Below are 20,896 nucleotides of genomic sequence, written 5' to 3'. Positions count from 1 at the left end.
GGCCCACACGATGTGGGTCACAAAGACGTTGCCACAGGACGTGGCGCTCTTAGTCTTTGTTCTCTTTATCGGGCTTTTACTGGCAGTTGATCCATAGGAGCTTACTGCCAGTTAATGCGGGATATCCTTATTATAGTAATTTTAGAGAAAAATAGAAACAACATATGTAAAAAACTACCTAGAAAAGGGGGATTCTTTTTGAATCAAGAACAGACCAATATAAAAACACCCGAGTTTGTTTCCATCCAATTTCAGTTAGCAGGGGTAGGTAGCCGAGCTGCAGCTTTTTTTCTAGATACATTAATATTAACAACCTCAAGTCTTCTTGTTTTACTTACTCTATTACTTATATTACATGGAGGCTCGGATCTTTGGTTGCTTGGAGAAAGTTTTTCTTCTGGACCAATCGCCATTACTATCATTCTTTTATTTATCTTAAACTGGGGTTATTTTTTTCTGCTTGAATTTTTTGCAGGAGGAAAGACCATTGGAAAAAAAGTCGTAGGAATTCGAGTTATCCAAGAAAATGGGCATAGTATTACATTGCTATCAAGCTTTATTCGTAATTTTCTTCGCATTATTGATTCCATGCCAGCGGCCTATTTTGTAGGCATCATAATGGTTTTCTTTCATTCAAAACATAAGCGTATTGGCGATTTAGTTGCCGGTACAATCGTTATTCACGAAAGAAGAGCAAAAAATCATAAAAAACAAAGTCCGCTTGAAAAAGAGATTTGGAAAAGGGGACTTACAAAGAATTCTCTTACAGTTGATCAATGGGCATTGAAATCATTTGGAAATAAGGAATGGAAGCTATTACAAACATATTGCAATCGTTTTTTACAATTGAAGGATGATGTAAAAGACAGAAGAACAAAACAAATTGCAGATATTTTGCTACCAAAGGCAGGAATCGAAATAGCAGGAAAAACATATGAACAATTAGAAAATGAGCTATTGGTCCTATACATAATTTTGAAGGATGAATGGGAATTTGAATTATAATCTCCTACTTTAGACTGACATCTTAGCTTATCCTATGTATAATAAATGTTGCAGATTACTTATCACGTCAATGGGTATAATGACCTACAAATACTAGGATCTAAGATCGTACAGGAGATTCGGAATATGAAATGGAAAATTTTTAGCATTGGACTTTTAATCATCAGCCTTTTTTCAGGGTGTTCAGCACACGCGAAGGAACTAAAAGTTGTAAATACGGAGGTAAAGGTGGATTCAGAAGAAATCATTGCTACAACAAATAAATCATTACCGCTTGATTATTCAGAGAATCGTACAAACCAAATCACACATCTTATGATTCATTTTATTAGCAATGCCGCACTCAAGCCCGAAGATCCTTATAATGTAGATGATGTCTACTCCCTTTTTGAGGAATATAATGTTTCTGTTCATTATTTAATTGATCGAGACGGAGAAATCTACAGTCTAGTCCCTGAGAACAGGGTTGCTTATCATGCTGGAAAAGGAAGTTTGCGTGATTTTCCAGAGTATGAGAATAAAATGAATGACTACTCAATAGGCATCGAACTCATTGCGATGGGAACAAAAGAGGAAATGACAGCAATTATACCAGAAGACATCTATAATCAAATCGATCCATCATTGGCTGGATATACGGATGCTCAATATCAATCGCTCAACCGCTTGGTACATAACATAGTAAAAAGAAATCCATCAATTTTACATGACAGACGCCATATCATTGGCCATGATGAATATGCTCCGGGAAGAAAAACAGATCCTGGGTCATTATTTGATTGGTCTAGAATTGGATTCTGAGTTGTCACTAAACCTATACTTTTTAAAGGAAAGTTTCCTTTAAAGTATAGGTTTTTTCATTTGAAATAGTTTGAAAACTTTGGAAATATTCATTATAATGAAAACGTATACATGCTTCGTATTAACTTACTAAAGGGGGAGAACAATTTGTACGTGCCTTTGCTTTTATCACAATTCTTAGATCGAGCTGTCAAACTGTATGGTACAAAAACGGCGTTAATTGATGACGACAAAAGCTTTACGTATGCAGAAGTAAACGAAAGGGTGAACCAGCTTTCACGTGGATTAAGGCATCTTGGTGTGGAAAAAGGAGACCGCGTCGCGTACTTAGCTCCGAATACCTCTGAAATGTTTGAGGGCTTTTATGGTGTATTTCAAATTGGAGCCATCATTGTTCCTTTAAACACAAGATTAATTCCAACGGATTACGAGTATATATTAAACCACAGTGAAACAAAAATATTGTTTGTCGACCATGAGCTAATCGGTAACATTGAACCCATTCGGGATAAACTAAAAACGGTTGAAAAGATCATTATCCATGGACAAATAGGTGACACAGAATGGTCTGTTCCTTATGAGGAATGGCTGGCACGTTTTGAAAAAACAGCAATTGAGCGTCCTGAGATGGATGAGCAAGACATTGCGACATTATTATATACAAGTGGAACAACTGGAAAGCCAAAGGGTGTTATGCTTTCACATCGCAGTAATTACCTCCATGCATTAACAACCATGCATCATCTTCGTGTATCTGACCGTGATACATTACTACATATTTTACCCATGTTTCATGTTAATGGCTGGGGCTCACCTTTTTACTATACAGCGAACGGTGCTACACAGGTTTGCTTACGAAGGGTCAAGCCTGATGAGATATTCAGAAAAATAAATACCTATAAAGTAACCGTGATGCATATGGCACCAACTGTTTTAAATACATTATTACAATATGCTGCCTCAAATGAAGTTGCAAAACAGGACCAAGATGTACGAATTGTGATCGCCGGTTCAGCGCCACCACCAGCGTTTGTTAAACGTGTAGAAGAGGAGCTAGAGTGGGAGTTTATCCAAGTGTATGGCATGACAGAAGCTGCGCCACTGATTACAACCTCCATCATACGCGATACACAGAGTGATATTTCCCAAAATGAAAAATATCGTCTAAAAGCAAAAGCTGGCTATGAATTTATTGGAGCCGACGTACGTGTGGTTAATGAATTTGGGGAAGATGTTGCTCAAGATGGAAAAGAAATTGGGGAAGTCATCGTTCGCAGTAACACTGTTATGGAAGGATACTTAAACAATAGTGAAGGCACGGACGAAGTCATTCGAAGTGGCTATTATCATACAGGAGATATGGCGATTGTAGACGAACAAGGAAATATTGAAATAGCAGACCGGAAGAAGGATATCATAATCAGTGGTGGCGAGAATATCTCTTCGATTGAGGTTGAAAGTGCACTATACGACCATCCCGCCGTATTAGAGGTTGCGGTTATTTCTATACCTCATGAAAAATGGGGAGAAACGCCACAGGCAATCGTAGTGAAACGCGATGGCTATGAGGTAACAGAAGAAGAGTTAATTGCATTTTCTCGCAGTCGTTTGGCGCATTTTAAAGCGCCTACAAAGATTGTCTTTAAGACTGAATTACCAAAAACAGCCTCTGGTAAGATCCAAAAAGTACATCTTCGCAAAGAATACTGGCAGGAAAAAGAAAAATTTATTAACTAATAGAAATAAGAAAGACCCGATTTTCCTCATTTGGAAAACGGGGTCCTTTCATGCGCCAAGCTTTTGCACGATTTTTTTATCCTTTGAAAAAGTCCAGTTCACTAGAAAGATGCCTAGAAAAATAAACAGTGAACCAGCATAGACATACCATTCTACTACTTCTTTTAAAAGAAGCCATCCAGATAAAACTCCGAAGAAGGGGGCAAGAAATAAGAAGGCTGACGTTTTTCCTGGGTCGCCGATATTTATTAAATAAAACCAAATGGCAAATTGCACGATTGAAGCCATAATTGCAAGCCATAAAATAATAAAAATCGATGTAGGCGCAATTGTTATAGCGGGTGTTTCTAGTGTAAAACTCATTAAGAGAAGCAGAAGGCCACCAAAAAGCATCTGATAAGCTGTTAATACCCAAATATTAAAACGTGTTCCCCATTTTTTAATTAACAATGTTCCAATCGACCATGATAGTGAGGCGCCAAGGCCTAATAAAATTCCAATTTCTAAATGAAGATGAAAGCCAAGTGTAATAAAGACTCCTGCAAAACCAACGGTTACGCCAATCCAATGAAAGAGTTGATAGCGGATTCCAAGAAAGATGGTACTTAATATGACAACGAGTAATGGATTGCTAAATGTGAGGATTGATGATTCCCCAGCAGAGATCGTTCGTAGGCTTAAGAAAATACAACCCATGACACCTGCTGTTTGAAAAACACCGATTGTAAAAATACGTATCCAATCTAGTACCTTTTTGGGAAGTGTTTTTTTCCAAACGAACATAGCCATAAGAATACCAGCAATTGTAAAACGTAATCCAACTAGAAGAAGCGGTGACACATACTCCAATCCGATTTTACCAACCGCAAAAGATGAGCCCATTAACGCAGTAGTGGTCACAACAAGTACAGCAAATAAATATGGATTCATATTATTACTCCCACTTTTTCCTCATCATACCATAAATTAAATGTAAATATCTGAATTTCATCTGAAAACAACGAAAAAGGCAAGCACGATTTGCTTACCTCTTTCGTTATCAATGAGAAATCGAACATACTGATTGAATATCCTTCCTACGCTAAAGCTGGAATTCGTAACAAATACAAAATCTTAGAAGTTAATCTTCTAATGGATATTGTTAGTTTTACGAACGTGAAAAATAACTCTGGGAATAAGCGAAATAGAATATTCATCGTATTTCCCTCCACATTGATATTTTGTGATTGTAAAACGAATCACAGGATTATTGTTTCCTAATCGAGTATTATTAATGTGTACAGGTATGTTTTATCTTTTCACTGGAAAGATAAAAGAGTACATAACTTTTTTGGGGAGGGTTCAAATATGGAAAAGATTAAAGTTGGAGAAGTATTTTCAATTAGTGATGAAACTGGTGAGGAGCAAGACGTAGAAGTTCTTGGCGTCGTAACAATTGAAGAGACAGAGTATGTGGCAGTTGGTTTTCTTGAAGACTTAGAAGAGGATACTGAAGATGATATCGATATCTTCTTTTTGAAAATCGATGAAGAGGGCGATTTTTCCGCAATTGAAAGTGATGAGGAATTCGAAAAAGTGTCTTCAGCTTTCGATGAGATTTTCGATGAGGAACTAGAAGAAGACTAAAATTAAATGGTAACCTCTAACTCCACGTAAAAGCGTGGAGTTATTTTCTATTCCTCATTCCATTCTTTGATAATTTCTTTTACCTTCTTTTTTTCAATAATATTAATTGCATAGTAGATAATTTCTTTCGTTTTCATTTTCCTTACGGGATGATGTGATACACCGTACAAATCGCCAAGGACTAAAACATCCATCATTGTAAATCCTATTAAAATAATCATCGGCTTCCTGTTTCCTGTCCATGTACCTTTCGTCCCTAGGACAACTGGAAGCGGTTTTTTTCTATTGCTTATGTACTCATACACCCAACCCTGTTCAGTGATTGTTTTAAACATGTACACAACTCCATTTACCAAATTGCTTATTTAAGATTCTACAAAAAAGAGCAATTCTATTCAAAAATAAACAAAGTTCATATAAAATGGACGTTATAGCCTAATAAAAATTTTCCACTAGAGGTAACATCAACCTGGATGAATCGAATCGTTATGATATGAAATCAAGAGAATGTTCATATTAAGGAGGAAATCATATGAAAAAGGCATTGATAAATGTAGATTATACAAATGATTTTGTGGCTAGTGATGGTGCATTGACTTGTGGAGAACCCGGTCAAGAAATCGAAAAAGAAATTGTTCGCATCACCGAAGAGTTTATCAAAAATGATGACTTTGTTGTATTTGCAATTGATCTTCATAAAGAAGGCGATGATTTACATCCAGAAACGCAACTTTTCCCACCTCATAATATTGAGGATACGTCAGGAAGATTGCTGTATGGTGATTTACAGCGTGTGTTTAATGAGCAACAAACCAATTCAAATGTGTACTGGATGGATAAAACGAGATATTCTGCATTTGCAGGCACCAATCTCGAAATTAAATTACGTGAGCGTGGAATCACTGAGGTTCATATTGTAGGTGTTTGTACAGATATTTGTGTACTTCATACGGCTGTTGATGCCTATAATCGTGGTTTTAAAATTGTCATTCATAGCTCAGCGGTTGCAAGCTTCAACCAGGCTGGTCATGAATGGGCATTAGGCCATTTTAAAGATTCCATAGGCGCAGAAGTACGTTAAGCGGGTCAATTACTGGAGGTATTTTTGGATGAATAAATATTATAAAGATGACAGCTTTGCATTACATACAGATCTATATCAAATTAATATGGCTGAGATTTATTGGAGGGAAGGCTTAAATAACCGAAGAGCCGTTTTTGAAGTAAACTTCAGGAAACTTCCATTTGGAAATGGGTATGCCGTTTTTGCCGGTCTTGAGAGAATCATTCATTTTCTTGAAAATTTCTCGTTCAGTGAAACCGATATTGCATATTTAAGAGAAGAGGGGTATAAGGAGGATTTTCTGGACTATCTCAAGGATTTACGTTTTACAGGTACGCTTCGGTCGATGAAGGAAGGAGAAATCGTCTTTGCTAATGAACCACTTCTTCGAATTGAGGGCCCGATTTGTGAAGTTGTTTTATTGGAAACGCCTATTTTAAATATTATTAATTACCAAACATTGATTGCGACTAAAGCATCCCGTATCAAACAGGTAGTTGGCGATCAAACTGCGATGGAATTTGGTACAAGACGAGCACATGAATTGGATGCAGCGATTTGGGGTACAAGAGCTGCCTATATTGCTGGCTTTGATTCAACCTCTAACGTTCGAGCAGGTAAATTATTTGATATCCCTATTTCCGGTACACATGCACACTCCATGATACAAGCCTATCGCGATGAATATAAAGCATTTAAACATTATGCAAAAACGCATAAAAACTGTGTGTTTCTCGTTGATACATATGACACATTGAAATCCGGTGTTCCAAATGCGATTAGGGTTGCAAAGGAAGAAGGAGACAATATTAATTTTATTGGAATCCGCTTAGATAGTGGAGACTTGTCTTATTTATCAAAAGAAGCACGCAAAATGCTTGATGAAGCCGGATTTAAAGACGCCAAAATTGTAGCATCGAATGATCTTGATGAACATACGATTATCAACTTAAAATCTCAAGGCGCAAAAATCGACTCATGGGGCATTGGTACAAAGCTGATTACGGCCTATGACCAACCAGCATTAGGTGCAGTCTATAAACTTGTATCCATTGAAGATAAAAACGGAAATATGGTAGACACTATCAAAATAAGTGGAAATCCTGAAAAGGTTTCAACACCAGGCTTAAAGCGCGTGTATAGAATAATTAATAAGAGCAGTCAAAAGTCTGAAGGTGACTATATTACCCTTGAGCATGAAGATCCGCAACACGAAGAACGTCTTAAAATGTTCCACCCTGTTCATACGTTTATCAGCAAGTTTGTTACGAACTTTGAGGCAAGGGAATTACAGCACACGATTTATGAAAATGGAACACTCGTATATGAAATTCCAACCCTACAACAAATTCGTGAATATCTAAATGAAGGTTTGGAATTACTTTGGGACGAGTATAAACGTACGACGATGCCGGAAGAATATCCAGTAGACCTCAGTCAAGAATGCTGGAATAATAAAATGAACCGAATTGAAGAAGTAAAATTAAATATTGAAGAAAAAATCGGTAAGGTAAACGGATAAGAGTTTGTTCCTAAACAACCATTAAAGGAGGGAACTTTCATGAGTATTCAACAACAGATTATAAATGATTTACATGTAAAGCCTAGTATTGATCCAAAAGAGGAAATAAAACACAGAATAGCATTTCTAAAAGCGTATCTGTTAAAAAGTAAGACAAAAGGATTTGTATTAGGAATCAGCGGTGGTCAGGATTCTACATTAGCGGGCAAGCTATGTCAAATGGCTGTAGAAGAATTACGAAATGAAGGACATGAGGTGACCTTTATAGCTGTTCGTTTGCCTTATGGTATTCAAAAGGATGAAGATGATGCCAAGGCTGCACTCTCTTTTATCCAACCAGACCGCGCATTAACCTTTGATATTGCAACAACAGTGGACGCATTTGTTTCACAATACAAGCAAGCAACAGGCGAAGAGATTAGTGACTTCAACAAAGGTAATGTAAAAGCACGCGAAAGAATGATTGCCCAATATGCAGTTGGAGGCATGCACAATTTATTAGTTGTTGGAACAGACCATGCCGCTGAAGCCGTTACTGGATTCTTTACTAAGTACGGTGATGGTGGAGCTGACGTATTGCCATTAACAGGGCTAACCAAACGACAAGGACGTGCGCTTTTATTGGAATTAGGAGCAGAGGAACGTTTGTATTTGAAAGTCCCGACTGCAGATTTATTAGACAATACACCACAGCAAGCCGACGAAACCGAGCTCGGAATCTCATATGATCTTCTTGATGATTATCTAGAAGGAAAACAAATTTCGCAAGAAGATGCCGATAAAATTGAGCAGCGTTATCTCATTACTCAGCATAAACGACAAGTCCCAGCAAGCATGTTCGATGATTGGTGGAAATAGGATAAAGCCTGTTCTAAAATGTGAAAAACATTTGGGACAGGCTTTTTTCTATAATTTGCTATTGTATCTTGGAAACCTTTGTTAAAATTAAACAGACTAATAAAGCAAAGGAGTCTACCTTTTTGAAAAAACTGTTCTTTTTTGTCTCTAGTTTAGTAGTCATAATCTTGGTAATTTCAATTTTTAATTATGAAAAATTATTTGAGAACTCTCCACCATCAAAAAACATTGTGGATCCTCCAGTTTCAGAACAGAAACCAGCCCCATTGCAACCAACACTTGTCACGAACAGGATTGGATATTCATTGCAAAATAGTGAATTAAACATTACATATGACAATGGGAAGGACTGGGTTAAAGTTCCAGTTGAATTCGATCACCTTTTTAGTGGTGAATATAACGAAAATAAAACTGAACTCATTCCTGACAGTTATATTCTTTCCAATAAAAGAGCAGCATTTCTAACTACTCTAGGTCCCATAAAATTAATTACCTCACTGGATAATGGTGTTACCTGGCAGGAATCAATTGTATATGAAAATGCCCCAGGTATTCGGTTTCGAAAGGTGGATTTCCTTAATGAACAATTTGGCTATGTCATTTTATCCGGCGACAGAACAATGTCTCAGGAATGGTCGGCTATTTTCATCACAAATGATGGAGGTAACTCCTTCCGAGAAGCAGCTTATCCTGGGACAACAAGACTTCTTTATAATGGAGGTTTTGTCGATGAGAATATTGGCTTTTTATCGTACGGAGTCATTAATCCGGAAGAGCCGGACTTTTATGTAACTAAGGATGCCGGACACTCATGGAAACAAGCAAGCTTTGCTATTCCAGAAAAATATCATAAGGTCTTCGTTACGGCAGAGGTACCTTATAAAGAAGATGAACATCTTTCCGTGCTTCTTAGTCAAGGGCCAAATGGAGACTATATGGGTGGAAAAGTAAAAGGAAAATTCATTTCATTTGACCAAGGTTTAACCTGGGAGTTTGAATCGGAGGTAGCCCCCAATGAAGAACCGTAAAAAACTAGTTGGTTGGATTTCGTTTGCAATGGCTATCGGATTATTTTGTCTCCAAATGGTCTATTTTTACCTCCATGCTAAATTTTTTGTGGAGTACAGTGACAATCGCCTATTTTATGTGTTCAATATTGCAATAGCTATATTATTGGGGCTTTCAACGATCGTTCTATTTAACATTAAAAAGATGGGGAAATTTATAAGTTTATCCATCTTACTATTATTTATTTTGATTAATGCTACATTGCTTTTTAAACATCCAATCCTTCAAATCGTAAGTGTTTCGCCAGATTATAAAAATATTTTCGTTGTAAAAGAAATAAAGGGAGAAGCCAGGTATTATCGGACCTATTATGGCATTTTCGCACGTCAAAAGGAGACGCTTCCGTATCAACTGAAGGGTGAATATAAAATTGACTGGTTAACAAATGATGTTGCTGCGATGACATATAGGGCTATGGATAATTCACTCCACCAATATATTGGAACTTATGGCGACCGAGGAAGTGGAATTTCTTATTATTATGTAGGGTCAGCCTTACATGGTGATTGGAGAGGGAACGATAGTTCGATATCTGTACACACAGAAGGAATTACAGTTGAACATGGCGGGAGTAAGGAAACCTTTAACTGGGACCAAATCGTTCAATTTGGCACATTAGCTGTTGTTTTAGTTGATGATTATGAAGCTAAATGGACAATTTCTCTAAATGATGATTTTAAAATGGATTCGAGTTCTGGAATAGGTGTGGCTGGAACAATCTCTCTTTTTCAAGCATCGTTGGAAGATAAGGAAATCCTAGTATTAAAAAGATAAGAACGCACTTGGGTGCGCTCTAGTAGAGTTTATCTTCTTTTCTTTTTTGGATCAACAACTGCACTCTTTTTAACAATACGATCTAATTCAATCTGCACATGGACATTTCTTCCATCAATGTCTGTTACATTGATTACTTTTCCTTTTCGACCTTTTATTTTAATCGCATCTTCAACAACCGGAACATTTTGTACTAGTTGTGTTAATAAGAGATTTTTATTTTCAAAGTAATGAACAACAAACATACATATCACCTCATAAGAAATTGATTTATAAGAGCCCAAATATTCACTTGATAATATACGTGGGAAAACTCTTTTGGTTCATAAAATATAAGATTTTTTAGGGGGAAGGGGGGAAGTTTTCAAGAATATGAATCTGTTTGTTTTGAAAAAACATTGAAGTAGAACATAATATCATTATGTAAACTAATGAATCGATTTGAACGCACAATCATTTTGTGCGTTCTTTTTTAATCCAATAATCACTTTATTTTAAATTAATCTATCTCATAATTAGATTAATATTATCAAAAATTGGTATAAACACTAAAAACCTCCTATATTCATCATTTTCCACTCTTGGCACCAACAACATAAATACAAAAACCATACTAAAAACCCACTTATATATACAGATACGAAGTAGGAAGATTAAGGGTTTTGTCATGATTATTTTTAATTGATATCAAAATTAGATTAATTTTATTAAAAATTAGCATTGATTAGATGGATAATAACGGTATAAAATAAAAAACAAGAAAAAGACGATTTCATAACCTAAAATTTTAGTTCACAACGAATAAACAAATGGAAAGGGTGATTGGATGCAACAAATTCGACAACCAAATAAACAGGGGTTATACGATCCGCAATTTGAACATGATGCTTGCGGGATTGGCTTCATTGCTGATTTGAAAGGAGAAGCCACACATCAAACGGTAACACAAGGTATATCCATGCTTTGTCGTATGGAACACCGTGGCGCACAAGCTGGTGATTTAAATACAGGAGATGGAGCAGGAATCTTAACTCAAATCCCACATTTGTTTTTCCAAAAAGCTTGTTCAAAACTGAGCATGATGGAACCAGGTAGCTATGGTGTAGCAATGGTATTTTTACCTCAAAATCCTGTCTTAAGAAAGCAATGTCAGGATGCTTTTCAAACAATTGTCGAGGACGAAGGACAGGAATTACTAGGATGGCGGACGGTTCCTGTAGATGATAAGCCCATCGGTGAAAGCGCAAGAAAGAGTCAGCCTTTTATTAGTCAACTATTTATAGGTAACAACGTAGGAGACGTCGAGGAATTTGAAAGACTCCTTTATATGATCCGTAAAAGAACGGAAAAAAAGATACGAGAATCAAAGCTATCTAAGAATGAAACATTTTATGTAGCCAGTCTTTCAGCAAGAACCATTGTTTATAAAGGAATGTTAACTCCAGGGCAACTCGATCAATATTATCTTGACCTAAGAGACAACGACTTCCAATCATCCTTTGTACTCGTTCATTCTCGCTATAGCACAAATACTTTTCCAAGCTGGGAAAGAGCACATCCAAACCGAATGTTAGTCCATAATGGTGAAATTAACACACTTAATGGCAATGTCAATTGGATGAAGGCAAGAGAAAAAAAGCTGGAATCACGTATTTGGAAAGAAAAATTAGCGGAACTTGTTCCAATCATTGACAAGAATGGAAGCGACTCCGCTGCCTTTGACAACAGTCTAGAATTTCTAACCCGTTCCGGAAGATCATTACCACACGCAGCTATGATGATGGTCCCTGAACCATGGGAGAATAATCCTTCTATGGATGAATCGTTAAAAGCCTTTTACGAGTTTCAAAGCCATTTAATGGAGCCATGGGATGGACCAGCAGCCTTTGCGTTCACAGATGGATTGCAAATTGGTGCTATGCAAGACAGAAACGGTCTACGTCCAGCGCGATATTATGTAACAGTTGATAATACGATTATTTTTGCTTCAGAAGCAGGTGTCATCGACCTTGAACCGGACCAAATTCTAGAAAAGGGAAGATTAAGTCCAGGAAAAATGCTTCTAGTTGATTTAAAGAAACAGAAAATCATTCCGGATGAAGTAGTCAAAAGCGAGATAGCAAATGAATACCCTTACCAAAAATGGCTAGAGACTAATCGTATTCATATCAATCAATTAAATTCTTTATCTCATGAACAAAAAGAGTTTCCTATTACAAAGTTCCAGCAAGTATTCGGTTTTACCTTAGAGGAAATCAAGCAAGTAATTGGTGCTATGGCAGTCGAATCAAAGGATCCTATCAATTCAATGGGGAATGATATGCCATTAGCCGTTCTTTCCAATCAATCACAACTCTTATACAACTATTTTTAGACAGCTATTTGCACAAGTACCAAATCCTCCAATCGATGCAATTCGGGAGAAATTTGTGACATCAGCATCCACTCTTCTAGGTGCAGAAGGAAATCTACTCAATCCAACTGAAAGTAGCTGTCAACGTATTCGATTGGAAACACCCATTTTGTCAGATAATGAACTTGCAAGACTTCAAGAACATTTCAGACTAAAAGAAATTCCAATGTTGTTTAAAGCAGAGGATGTTGAAGGTACACTGGAAACGGCTTTACAAGACCTATTTAGTCAGGTTGATGAGGCGATTCAAAAAGGACACACCCTTATCCAATTATCTGATAGGCATGTCACTCATGAATGGGCACCGATTCCAGCACTCCTTGCAGTGAGTGGACTTCATCACCACCTCGTACGACAGGGAACTAGAACAAATGTAAGCCTTATTGTTGAAACAGGTGAAGCTCGTGACGTTCATCAGTTAGCCATGCTAATTGGCTTTGGAGCAGATGCAATTAATCCTTATCTTGCAATGGCAAGTATTTTGGATCTGGTAAAAAACGGGGATATACATGGAGAAATCATTTTTGATAAAGCCATTCAAAATTATACAAATGCCATAACAGAAGGTATCGTGAAAATCATGTCAAAAATGGGGATTTCTACGATTCAAAGCTACCGTGGTGCGCAAATATTTGAGGCAGTTGGGATAGCAGAAAGTGTAATCGATCAATATTTTACAGGAACACCTTCAAGTTTAGGTGGGATTACCCTAGATATAATGGCAAAAGAAGTCCTAATGCGACATCAACTCGCCTTTAATGAAGAAGAAATACCATTAAAACCAGGAAATGAGTTCAAATATCGGAAGGATGGAGAACTCCATGCTTTCAACCCAGCCACGACACACGCATTAAAAACGGCTTGCCGAAAAAATGATTATGAGCTTTATAAAAAATATGTTGAAAAAGCAAATCAGGAGCAACTTATTTTCATTCGTGACTTGTTCAAATTTAACGTAACGACGCCGATTCCAATTGATGAAGTAGAGCCTGTGGAATCAATTGTTCGCCGTTTTAAAACTGGTGCGATGTCCTATGGTTCATTAAGTCAGGAAGCACATGAAACGTTAGCAATTGCAATGAATCGACTTGGAGGAAAAAGCAATAGTGGAGAAGGCGGCGAACATTATGACCGTTTTACCCCTGATTCCAACGGTGATTCCAGACGTAGTGCAATTAAACAAGTAGCTTCTGGAAGATTTGGAGTTTCCAGTCACTATTTAGTAAATGCTGATGAAATTCAGATTAAAATGGCACAAGGTGCAAAACCAGGTGAAGGCGGGCAACTACCAGGAAATAAGGTGTACCCTTGGATTGCCGAAGTTCGTGGTTCAACGCCGGGAGTCGGCCTAATCTCACCACCACCACACCATGACATTTACTCAATTGAGGATCTTGCACAACTGATTCATGATTTGAAAAATGCAAATCCTTCAGCAAGAATTAGCGTGAAACTTGTTTCGAAAGCAGGGGTGGGGACGATTGCAGCCGGTGTTGCAAAAGGTTTAGCCGATGTCATTTTAATCAGTGGTTCAGACGGAGGAACCGGCGCAGCCCCTAGGTCAAGTATTAAACATGCAGGAATGCCTTGGGAGATTGGACTGGCGGAAACTCACCAAACACTTGTTTTAAATGGACTTCGTGATCGTGTGGTACTTGAAGCCGACGGAAAAATGATGACAGGACGTGACATCGTAATGGCAACATTATTGGGGGCAGAAGAATACGGATTTGCAACGTCTGCTTTAGTTGTCCTTGGTTGCGTACTTGTTCGACAGTGTCATTTAGACACATGTCCAGTCGGAATAGCAACACAGGATCCAGAGCTTAGGAAGAAGTTCCTTGGTAAACCTGAACATGTTGAAGCTTTCATGAGATTTATTGCTCAAGATGTACGTGAGATTATGGCTCAGTTAGGTTTTAGAACCATTAACGAGATGGTTGGTCGTTCTGACTTACTTGTACCAAGTGATCATGCAACTTCACATTGGAAAGCAAAATATCTAGATTTATCTAAAATAGTTTTTCAACCATTTTCCGGTAAAGGGCCGCAATACAACAAGAAGAAACAAGACCATGGCCTTGAACATTCTCTAGATTATAAGGAACTACTAAAAGTATGTAAACCAGCACTCGACATGCAGCAACAAGTGGAAGCACAATTTCCGATCCAAAATACAGACCGGGCAGTTGGAACGATAGTTGGCAGTGAAATCTCCAAGCAGTATGGGCGTAAAGGTCTTCCTAAGGATACCATTCGACTCACGTTCAAAGGATCTGCAGGTCAAAGCTTTGGTGCATTTATACCTAAAGGAATGACATTAGCTCTTGAAGGTGATGCCAATGACTATGTTGGAAAGGGATTGTCTGGAGGAAAAATCATAGTTAACCCATGTGAAAACTCGATTTTTGTTCCTGAAGAAAATACGATTATTGGAAATACTGCCTTCTACGGAGCAACTTCAGGTGAAGCCTATATTCGCGGTCTAGCAGGGGAACGTTTCGCTGTTAGAAATAGTGGCATGAAAGCTGTTGTAGAAGGAATTGGCGATCATGGTCTCGAGTATATGACTGGCGGAGTTGTTGCAGTTCTTGGCTCGATTGGGAAAAACTTTGCAGCTGGAATGTCCGGTGGTATGGCTTATGTTTACACAGACGACTTTAATCATTTCCGAAAGCAGTGCAATGTTACGCTAGTGGATTTAGAATCCATTGGAGAAGAGGATGAGCACAAGCTTCGACAACTTCTTGAAAACCACTATACATTCACAGGAAGTACAAAAGCATCCATTATTCTGAAACATTGGGATGATCATCTAGAAAATTGGGTAAAAATCATTCCAAAAGAATACAAAAAAGCATTACAGAAACAAGAACTACCGAATGAAACATTAATAAAATAACACTTTGCCATTGGCTTAAGAGATTATTATACTATTCTATCTTTCTATCACACCAGATTTCAAAGGAGGAATTGAAATGTCACCCATACATTCATATTCAAGAGAACAAATTATTCAAATCGTGAAAGAGGAAAATGTTCGGTTTATTCGATTACAATTTACTGATTTATTTGGTCAGATCAAGAATGTTGAAATACCTGTTAGTCAGCTTGAAAAAGCATTGGATAATAAAATGATGTTTGATGGTTCTTCTATCGAAGGCTTTGTTCGAATCGAAGAGTCTGATATGTATTTATACCCAGACTTGAATACATTTGTTATTTTCCCATGGACAGCAGAAAAAGGAAAAGTAGCCCGTTTCATTTGTGACATTTATCATCCAGATGGAACCCCATTTGAAGGAGATCCTCGTAGTAACTTAAAAAGAATGTTACATGAAATGAGGGAACTTGGCTTCACAGACTTCAATGTTGGTCCCGAACCTGAGTTTTTCTTATTTAAATTAGATGGACACGGCGATCCAACGCTCGAATTAAATGATCAAGGTGGCTATTTTGACTTAGCACCTACTGATTTAGGAGAAAATTGTCGTCGAGACATAGTCCTTGAACTAGAAGAAATGGGATTTGAAATTGAGGCTTCCCATCATGAAGTAGCACCAGGCCAACACGAAATTGATTTTAAATACCAGGATGCTTTAAAAGCGTGTGATGACATCCAAACATTCAAGTTAGTCGTTAAAACAATTGCTCGTAAGCACGGTCTCCATGCAACTTTTATGGCAAAACCTTTGTTTGGGGTTAACGGTTCAGGAATGCATAGTAATCTATCATTATTCAGCAATGGAGAAAATGCTTTTTATGATCAAAATGGAGATTTGGAACTAAGTGAAACAGCGAGACAATTTATTGCAGGAATTATGAAGCATGCAATTAGCTTTACTGCAGTTACAAATCCTACAGTAAATTCCTACAAGCGCTTAGTACCTGGCTATGAAGCGCCATGTTATGTTGCTTGGTCGGCTAGAAATCGAAGTCCACTTATTCGGATTCCAGCGTCCCGTGGTTTGAGTACTCGCGTTGAAGTTCGTAGTGTCGATCCATCCGCAAATCCATATATGGCAATGGCTGTACTTCTAGCTGCAGGTTTAGATGGGATTAAGAATAAATTAACTCCACCAGCACCTGTTGACTCAAATATTTATGTGATGTCAAAAGGGGAAAGGATTGAAAATGGGATTGTAGATTTACCAGCAACCTTATCAGAAGCATTGGAACATCTAAAACAAGATGAAGTCATAAAAAATGCATTAGGGATCCACCTACTAGAGCATTTTATTGAAGCAAAAGAAATAGAATGGGATCAATTTAGAGTATCTGTTCATCCTTGGGAAAGGGAACAATATATGAAGAATTATTAAAATAAAAGGAACGCACTTTATATGCGTTCCTTTTTCTTGAATTCTAAAATGAGGGATATCTATTTAGAGGTCATTCCACCAGATACGACAAATTTCATTGCATCCTCTGGTTTGACGTCAATAATTTCGATTTCATCCTTCGGTATTAGGAAGGTGAAGCCAGCGATTTGAAATGTTTGTTGAATATAGACAGCTACATAATCCTTTAATGGATCATAAAAACTTTCGACATCTTCAGTTGTAATAAAACCAATTGCTTTTACATCCGTACCCGGTATCGTTACAAGTGCGACTTTTGAGAATGATTTCTTTTCTCCAAGAAACGAGTTAAATGTGTCTTTTATAACAGAGTAGAGTGTTTTGATTAACGGAATCCTTTCTAATAGTCTGTCAACCAACCGAAAGATAGCCCCGGCAAATACTCTCGTTGATAACCATCCCAAGATTGTGATGACTACAAACGTGAGTAAAAGCCCAATTCCAGGAATGTAATCTTCTCTTAAATAAGGTTTCAGGAAATTCCCCAATATCCCATCTAAAAACAAAAACACTTTAAAAATAACGTACACAACTAAAATAATTGGAACAATTGTCAAAATACCATTAATAAAGTTTCGTAAAATGCTTTTCATATCTTTTTCTCCTCGTATACCTTTTCGCGCATAATTAGTACTGCTTAAAGATTTTACACCATGGCCAAATAAGAATACAAATGAAAATGGTTCTATTTCTTCATAAATAGGTAGAATAATAAAAAAGGGGCAAAGCTTGAAAAGTTAGCTTGCCCTTTTTTCCACTACTTTTAGTCGATTTGGTTCAGGTAATAAGAGATTCATAACCGCCGCAATTAAAACAATAAAGATTGAAAAATATAGAGATAAGTTGTAATTCCCATAATTACTAAATAAAAGACCAGGAATATAAGCACCAAGTGCAGAGCCAATTTGGTGACTGAGAGACAGACATCCAACAATAAAACCAATCGAATAATCTTTAAAATATTGGGTTACCAATAATGATGTTGGTGCAACTGTAGCAAAATCAACGAATCCAAAAATGGCTGCAAATAGTAATAGCAACACAGTATTATGTGAGTAGACTAGAATCCCAATTGATAATGCCCGCGTAAAATAAATGAACACTAATAATTTACGGCTACTCCAATAATCAATGATAACACCAGAAAGTAGGATTCCAACAATATTACAAGCTGCTAAAATACTGACTGCTGTACCTGTCACAGTCGCTGAAAAGCCGTGGTGATGGGATAAAGGTATTAAATGTGTATCCATTAAACCTGTTGTCGTAAACCCACAGACAGCGAATGGAAGCATTATGAACCAAAATTGACGCAATTTAAAAAGCATCGTAAGTGAAACAGATTTCCTTGAGGAGTCTGTCTTTGTTTCCTCTTCTTCGATAACTTTTCCGCCTAAAGGCTCCATTGCTTTTTCATTCGGGTGATTCCGCAAAAAGAGTAGAACAATAGGGAACACGATTACAATCAACAAGGCACCTAATATAAAAATGGTTGTTCTCCAATCAAACCAATGAATGAACATTAATGATCCAGGAACAAGAAGCATTTGTCCAAAACCAAAGCCTGCTTCCATAATTCCTAGCGCAAGCCCACGCTTTTTATTAAACCAATTCGTAATTAGAACGGTACCGGCCACATTTGAAGCACCACCAACTCCAACTGATACAAGGGAGTAGAGGACAAATAATTGCCATGGCTGTGTAACAAAAGTGATAAAAAAGAAACTAACCCCGACAAGTAAGGTACTAATTGATAAAATAAGTCGTGCACCATACCTATCTATCAATCTACCAATAAAAGGCTGCGATAATCCATAAATAACAAAACTTAGTGTGGAAATAAGTGAAGTTGTTGCCCGGTCCATATGTAAATCCTTTTCCCAAGGTTCCACGAATGCCCCGAATGCAAGCCTTCCACCTTGGACAGCTAAGAATGCGAGGAATGTGACAAATACAATTATCCATGCATAATGAAAGTTTTTCTTCATTACAATCTCCTTCTTAGAAAGTAGAAATTAGATAGATCAAATAAAAAAAGGCAAATGAATATTCCATTGGCCTTGAATTGTGGTCAATATATTAGAATAATAGTATCAAACTTTTATCAGATATTTCAATTATTTTTTAATTGTCTTATAGAACATCATGTCAATTGCCCTTCCTTTCATAGAATCAGAACATATTTTATGAATATAGTTCATTACAATAAAAGGAGGGAGTGTTTATGAGCAGGAGAAGAGGGATTGGTTTTTGTATGCCTGGATATAGATGGTGTGGTCCCGGTTGTGGCGGTTCGGGCCCAACGACAAATCAGGTTGATTCATGTTGTATGAGACATGACCTTTGTTATCAAAGATATGGACCATCACGTGAATGTGACTTAGCTTTTATGGAGTGCTTACGACAACAGCGAAATCGATATACAAAAGAGGGCAGGGATGCTACATTTTTTTATAATGTCATGAAACTTCGCACTCTATTTAAATTATAAGAAAAGTGCCAATCGATTCTTTCATGTAGTAGACGATTGGCACTTTATAATTTTATTTAAGCTGTTCCTAATGTAACACCTATTTTTTTCAAATATTGACGATACGCAATACTCATACGGTCTGATTTTAAAGATAGCTCTACTTGTAAATCCAATGGAAGATCTTCAGGTTTTTGATTTTCAACGATAGGCTTGTCCTGTGCAAAAATCATATCTTGGAATTTAACGGTTTCTTCATCAGTTGATCCAGTATCATAGTTAAATGATATGATTCCATGTGCGATTGATTTTTCTTCCGTAACAGGTTGAATCATCAGGACAATTGTCATTTTATTATCGCTTTCAGGGTCTCGTTTTGTAAATTGGACAACAAGAGGATTGAATATTTCGTACGTATAATACACATCTTTAGAAACCCCCGTTCCGTCTGGATCTGGTTGGAAGATGGCAATCTCATCTGAATAAATACTTTCTTCATTTTGATGAACATTATAATCACTGATTACCGGCTTTTCTTGAACACCTAGAAAGCCCTCGTGAACGAATGCAAGGTGACCAACATCAAGAAAGTTTTCTACAACCCTTGGTGGCTTCGCATTTATTTCTGTTTGTCCCCAAATGACATTATGATAACTATCATCAAGGAATGGACGATACGCAAACATTTTAGGATTATTATTATTTAAATTCACCCAAACATATCCATATTCTTCTCTGCATGAATACTTAATCGCCTTTGCTTTTAATGGAATTTTTCTTCCTTCAGGTAACTGTGGAATCTTTGTACAATCTCCTTCAGAGTTATATTCCCAGCCATGGTATGGACAAACAAGCTGTCCGTCTTTTACACATCCTAGTGAAAGAGCAGCACCACGGTGGATACAAAGGTCTTTAAACGCATGGATTCCTTCTTCAGTTCTAAATAATACGATTCTTTCACCTAATACAATCACTTGTTGTGGTTCTTCTTTAATATTTTCTGCTCTTGCTGCAACAACCCACTGATCTCTTAATACTTGGTCCTCAACTAACATGACCAATCCTCCTTATTTCTTGTATTCCCTCATTACATTTTATATAGGAGTGGTAATGAAGTCAACAAAAACCGAACATTAATAAAATCTCCGCTAAAAATATTCGTATTTTATATTTACATTTTTAGAAACCTTCTTTATAA

At 37.1% G+C, this 20,896-nt stretch carries 17 protein-coding genes and 1 pseudogene; 12 read left to right on the top strand and 6 right to left on the bottom strand.

Annotation, left to right across the window (positions count from 1 at the left end; all coding sequences use genetic code 11):
- The first annotated feature begins 198 nt into the window (after nucleotides 1-198).
- The 3 genes from CKK03_RS14855 to CKK03_RS14845 all read left to right on the top strand — a co-directional run bounded on the left by CKK03_RS14855 (nucleotide 199) and on the right by CKK03_RS14845 (nucleotide 3,543).
- A complete protein-coding gene (locus CKK03_RS14855; protein ID WP_099363334.1) occupies nucleotides 199-1,005 on the top strand; it encodes an RDD family protein in 807 nt (268 codons plus the stop codon).
- A 126-nt stretch (nucleotides 1,006-1,131) separates the two neighbouring features.
- Entirely contained in the window at nucleotides 1,132-1,806 is a 675-nt protein-coding gene (locus tag CKK03_RS14850) for an N-acetylmuramoyl-L-alanine amidase (protein WP_099363333.1), read from the top strand.
- A 111-nt stretch (nucleotides 1,807-1,917) separates the two neighbouring features.
- Nucleotides 1,918-3,543 carry a long-chain-fatty-acid--CoA ligase gene (locus CKK03_RS14845; RefSeq protein WP_425432871.1) on the top strand — a complete coding sequence of 542 codons (1,626 nt, stop codon included), beginning with the start codon at nucleotides 1,918-1,920 and terminating at the stop codon, nucleotides 3,541-3,543.
- Nucleotides 3,544-3,591: 48 nt separating this feature from the next.
- Here the strand turns inward: CKK03_RS14845 and CKK03_RS14840 are convergent, their stop codons facing one another.
- A complete protein-coding gene (locus CKK03_RS14840; protein WP_099363331.1) occupies nucleotides 3,592-4,473 on the bottom strand; it encodes a DMT family transporter in 882 nt (293 codons plus the stop codon).
- Between the two features lie 417 nt (nucleotides 4,474-4,890).
- Between CKK03_RS14840 and CKK03_RS14835 the strand changes: the two genes are divergently transcribed.
- A complete protein-coding gene (locus CKK03_RS14835; RefSeq protein ID WP_099363330.1) occupies nucleotides 4,891-5,169 on the top strand; it encodes a DUF1292 domain-containing protein in 279 nt (92 codons plus the stop codon).
- Between the two features lie 47 nt (nucleotides 5,170-5,216).
- Here the strand turns inward: CKK03_RS14835 and CKK03_RS14830 are convergent, their stop codons facing one another.
- Nucleotides 5,217-5,504: a hypothetical protein gene (locus CKK03_RS14830; RefSeq protein ID WP_099363329.1), complete on the bottom strand. Its 288-nt coding sequence runs from the start codon at nucleotides 5,502-5,504 to the stop codon at nucleotides 5,217-5,219.
- Between the two features lie 197 nt (nucleotides 5,505-5,701).
- Here CKK03_RS14830 and CKK03_RS14825 point away from each other — a divergent pair, with 197 nt between their 5' ends.
- From CKK03_RS14825 to CKK03_RS14805, 5 genes are all read left to right on the top strand, one after another.
- Nucleotides 5,702-6,250, top strand: a complete 549-nt coding sequence (locus CKK03_RS14825) for a cysteine hydrolase family protein (RefSeq protein ID WP_099363328.1) — start codon at nucleotides 5,702-5,704, stop codon at nucleotides 6,248-6,250.
- Between the two features lie 28 nt (nucleotides 6,251-6,278).
- The gene (locus CKK03_RS14820; protein ID WP_099363327.1) at nucleotides 6,279-7,754 is read left to right on the top strand and encodes a nicotinate phosphoribosyltransferase; all 1,476 of its coding nucleotides are present in this window, start codon (nucleotides 6,279-6,281) and stop codon (nucleotides 7,752-7,754) included.
- A 39-nt stretch (nucleotides 7,755-7,793) separates the two neighbouring features.
- On the top strand, nucleotides 7,794-8,612 hold the full coding sequence (gene nadE / locus CKK03_RS14815; RefSeq protein WP_099363326.1) for an NAD(+) synthase: 819 nt from the start codon (nucleotides 7,794-7,796) through the stop codon (nucleotides 8,610-8,612).
- Nucleotides 8,613-8,734: 122 nt separating this feature from the next.
- The gene (locus tag CKK03_RS14810) at nucleotides 8,735-9,640 is read left to right on the top strand and encodes a WD40/YVTN/BNR-like repeat-containing protein (RefSeq protein WP_099363325.1); all 906 of its coding nucleotides are present in this window, start codon (nucleotides 8,735-8,737) and stop codon (nucleotides 9,638-9,640) included.
- Complete coding sequence (locus tag CKK03_RS14805; protein ID WP_099363324.1) at nucleotides 9,627-10,454, top strand: hypothetical protein; 828 nt, start codon at nucleotides 9,627-9,629, stop codon at nucleotides 10,452-10,454. The genes CKK03_RS14810 and CKK03_RS14805 overlap by 14 nt, the downstream gene beginning before the upstream one ends.
- A 29-nt stretch (nucleotides 10,455-10,483) precedes the next feature.
- Here CKK03_RS14805 and CKK03_RS14800 read toward each other — a convergent pair whose 3' ends face one another.
- Nucleotides 10,484-10,699 (bottom strand): hypothetical protein, encoded by a 216-nt coding sequence (locus tag CKK03_RS14800; protein WP_099363323.1) that lies wholly within the window; start codon nucleotides 10,697-10,699, stop codon nucleotides 10,484-10,486.
- A 581-nt stretch (nucleotides 10,700-11,280) separates the two neighbouring features.
- Between CKK03_RS14800 and gltB the strand changes: the two are divergent.
- Nucleotides 11,281-15,769: pseudogene (gltB, locus tag CKK03_RS14795) on the top strand (glutamate synthase large subunit).
- An 85-nt stretch (nucleotides 15,770-15,854) separates the two neighbouring features.
- A complete protein-coding gene (glnA, locus tag CKK03_RS14790; RefSeq protein ID WP_099363730.1) occupies nucleotides 15,855-17,189 on the top strand; it encodes a type I glutamate--ammonia ligase in 1,335 nt (444 codons plus the stop codon).
- 59 nt (nucleotides 17,190-17,248) lie between these two features.
- Here the strand turns inward: glnA and CKK03_RS14785 are convergent, their stop codons facing one another.
- Nucleotides 17,249-17,821 carry a DUF502 domain-containing protein gene (locus CKK03_RS14785; protein ID WP_099363322.1) on the bottom strand — a complete coding sequence of 191 codons (573 nt, stop codon included), beginning with the start codon at nucleotides 17,819-17,821 and terminating at the stop codon, nucleotides 17,249-17,251.
- 144 nt (nucleotides 17,822-17,965) lie between these two features.
- On the bottom strand, nucleotides 17,966-19,216 hold the full coding sequence (locus CKK03_RS14780; RefSeq protein WP_099363321.1) for an MFS transporter: 1,251 nt from the start codon (nucleotides 19,214-19,216) through the stop codon (nucleotides 17,966-17,968).
- Nucleotides 19,217-19,452: 236 nt separating this feature from the next.
- Here CKK03_RS14780 and CKK03_RS14775 point away from each other — a divergent pair, with 236 nt between their 5' ends.
- On the top strand, nucleotides 19,453-19,719 hold the full coding sequence (locus CKK03_RS14775) for a phospholipase A2 family protein (protein WP_099363320.1): 267 nt from the start codon (nucleotides 19,453-19,455) through the stop codon (nucleotides 19,717-19,719).
- A 56-nt stretch (nucleotides 19,720-19,775) separates the two neighbouring features.
- Here CKK03_RS14775 and CKK03_RS14770 read toward each other — a convergent pair whose 3' ends face one another.
- Nucleotides 19,776-20,753 (bottom strand): Rieske 2Fe-2S domain-containing protein, encoded by a 978-nt coding sequence (locus CKK03_RS14770; protein ID WP_099363319.1) that lies wholly within the window; start codon nucleotides 20,751-20,753, stop codon nucleotides 19,776-19,778.
- Nucleotides 20,754-20,896: the final 143 nt, after the last annotated feature.

The sequence above is a fragment of the Fredinandcohnia onubensis genome (assembly GCF_002734215.1).
In the GTDB taxonomy this organism is placed as follows: Bacteria; Bacillota; Bacilli; order Bacillales; family Bacillaceae_L; genus Ferdinandcohnia; species Ferdinandcohnia onubensis.
Note: the sequence above shows the minus strand (reverse complement) of the source record. Positions and strands in the feature narration are given on the sequence as shown.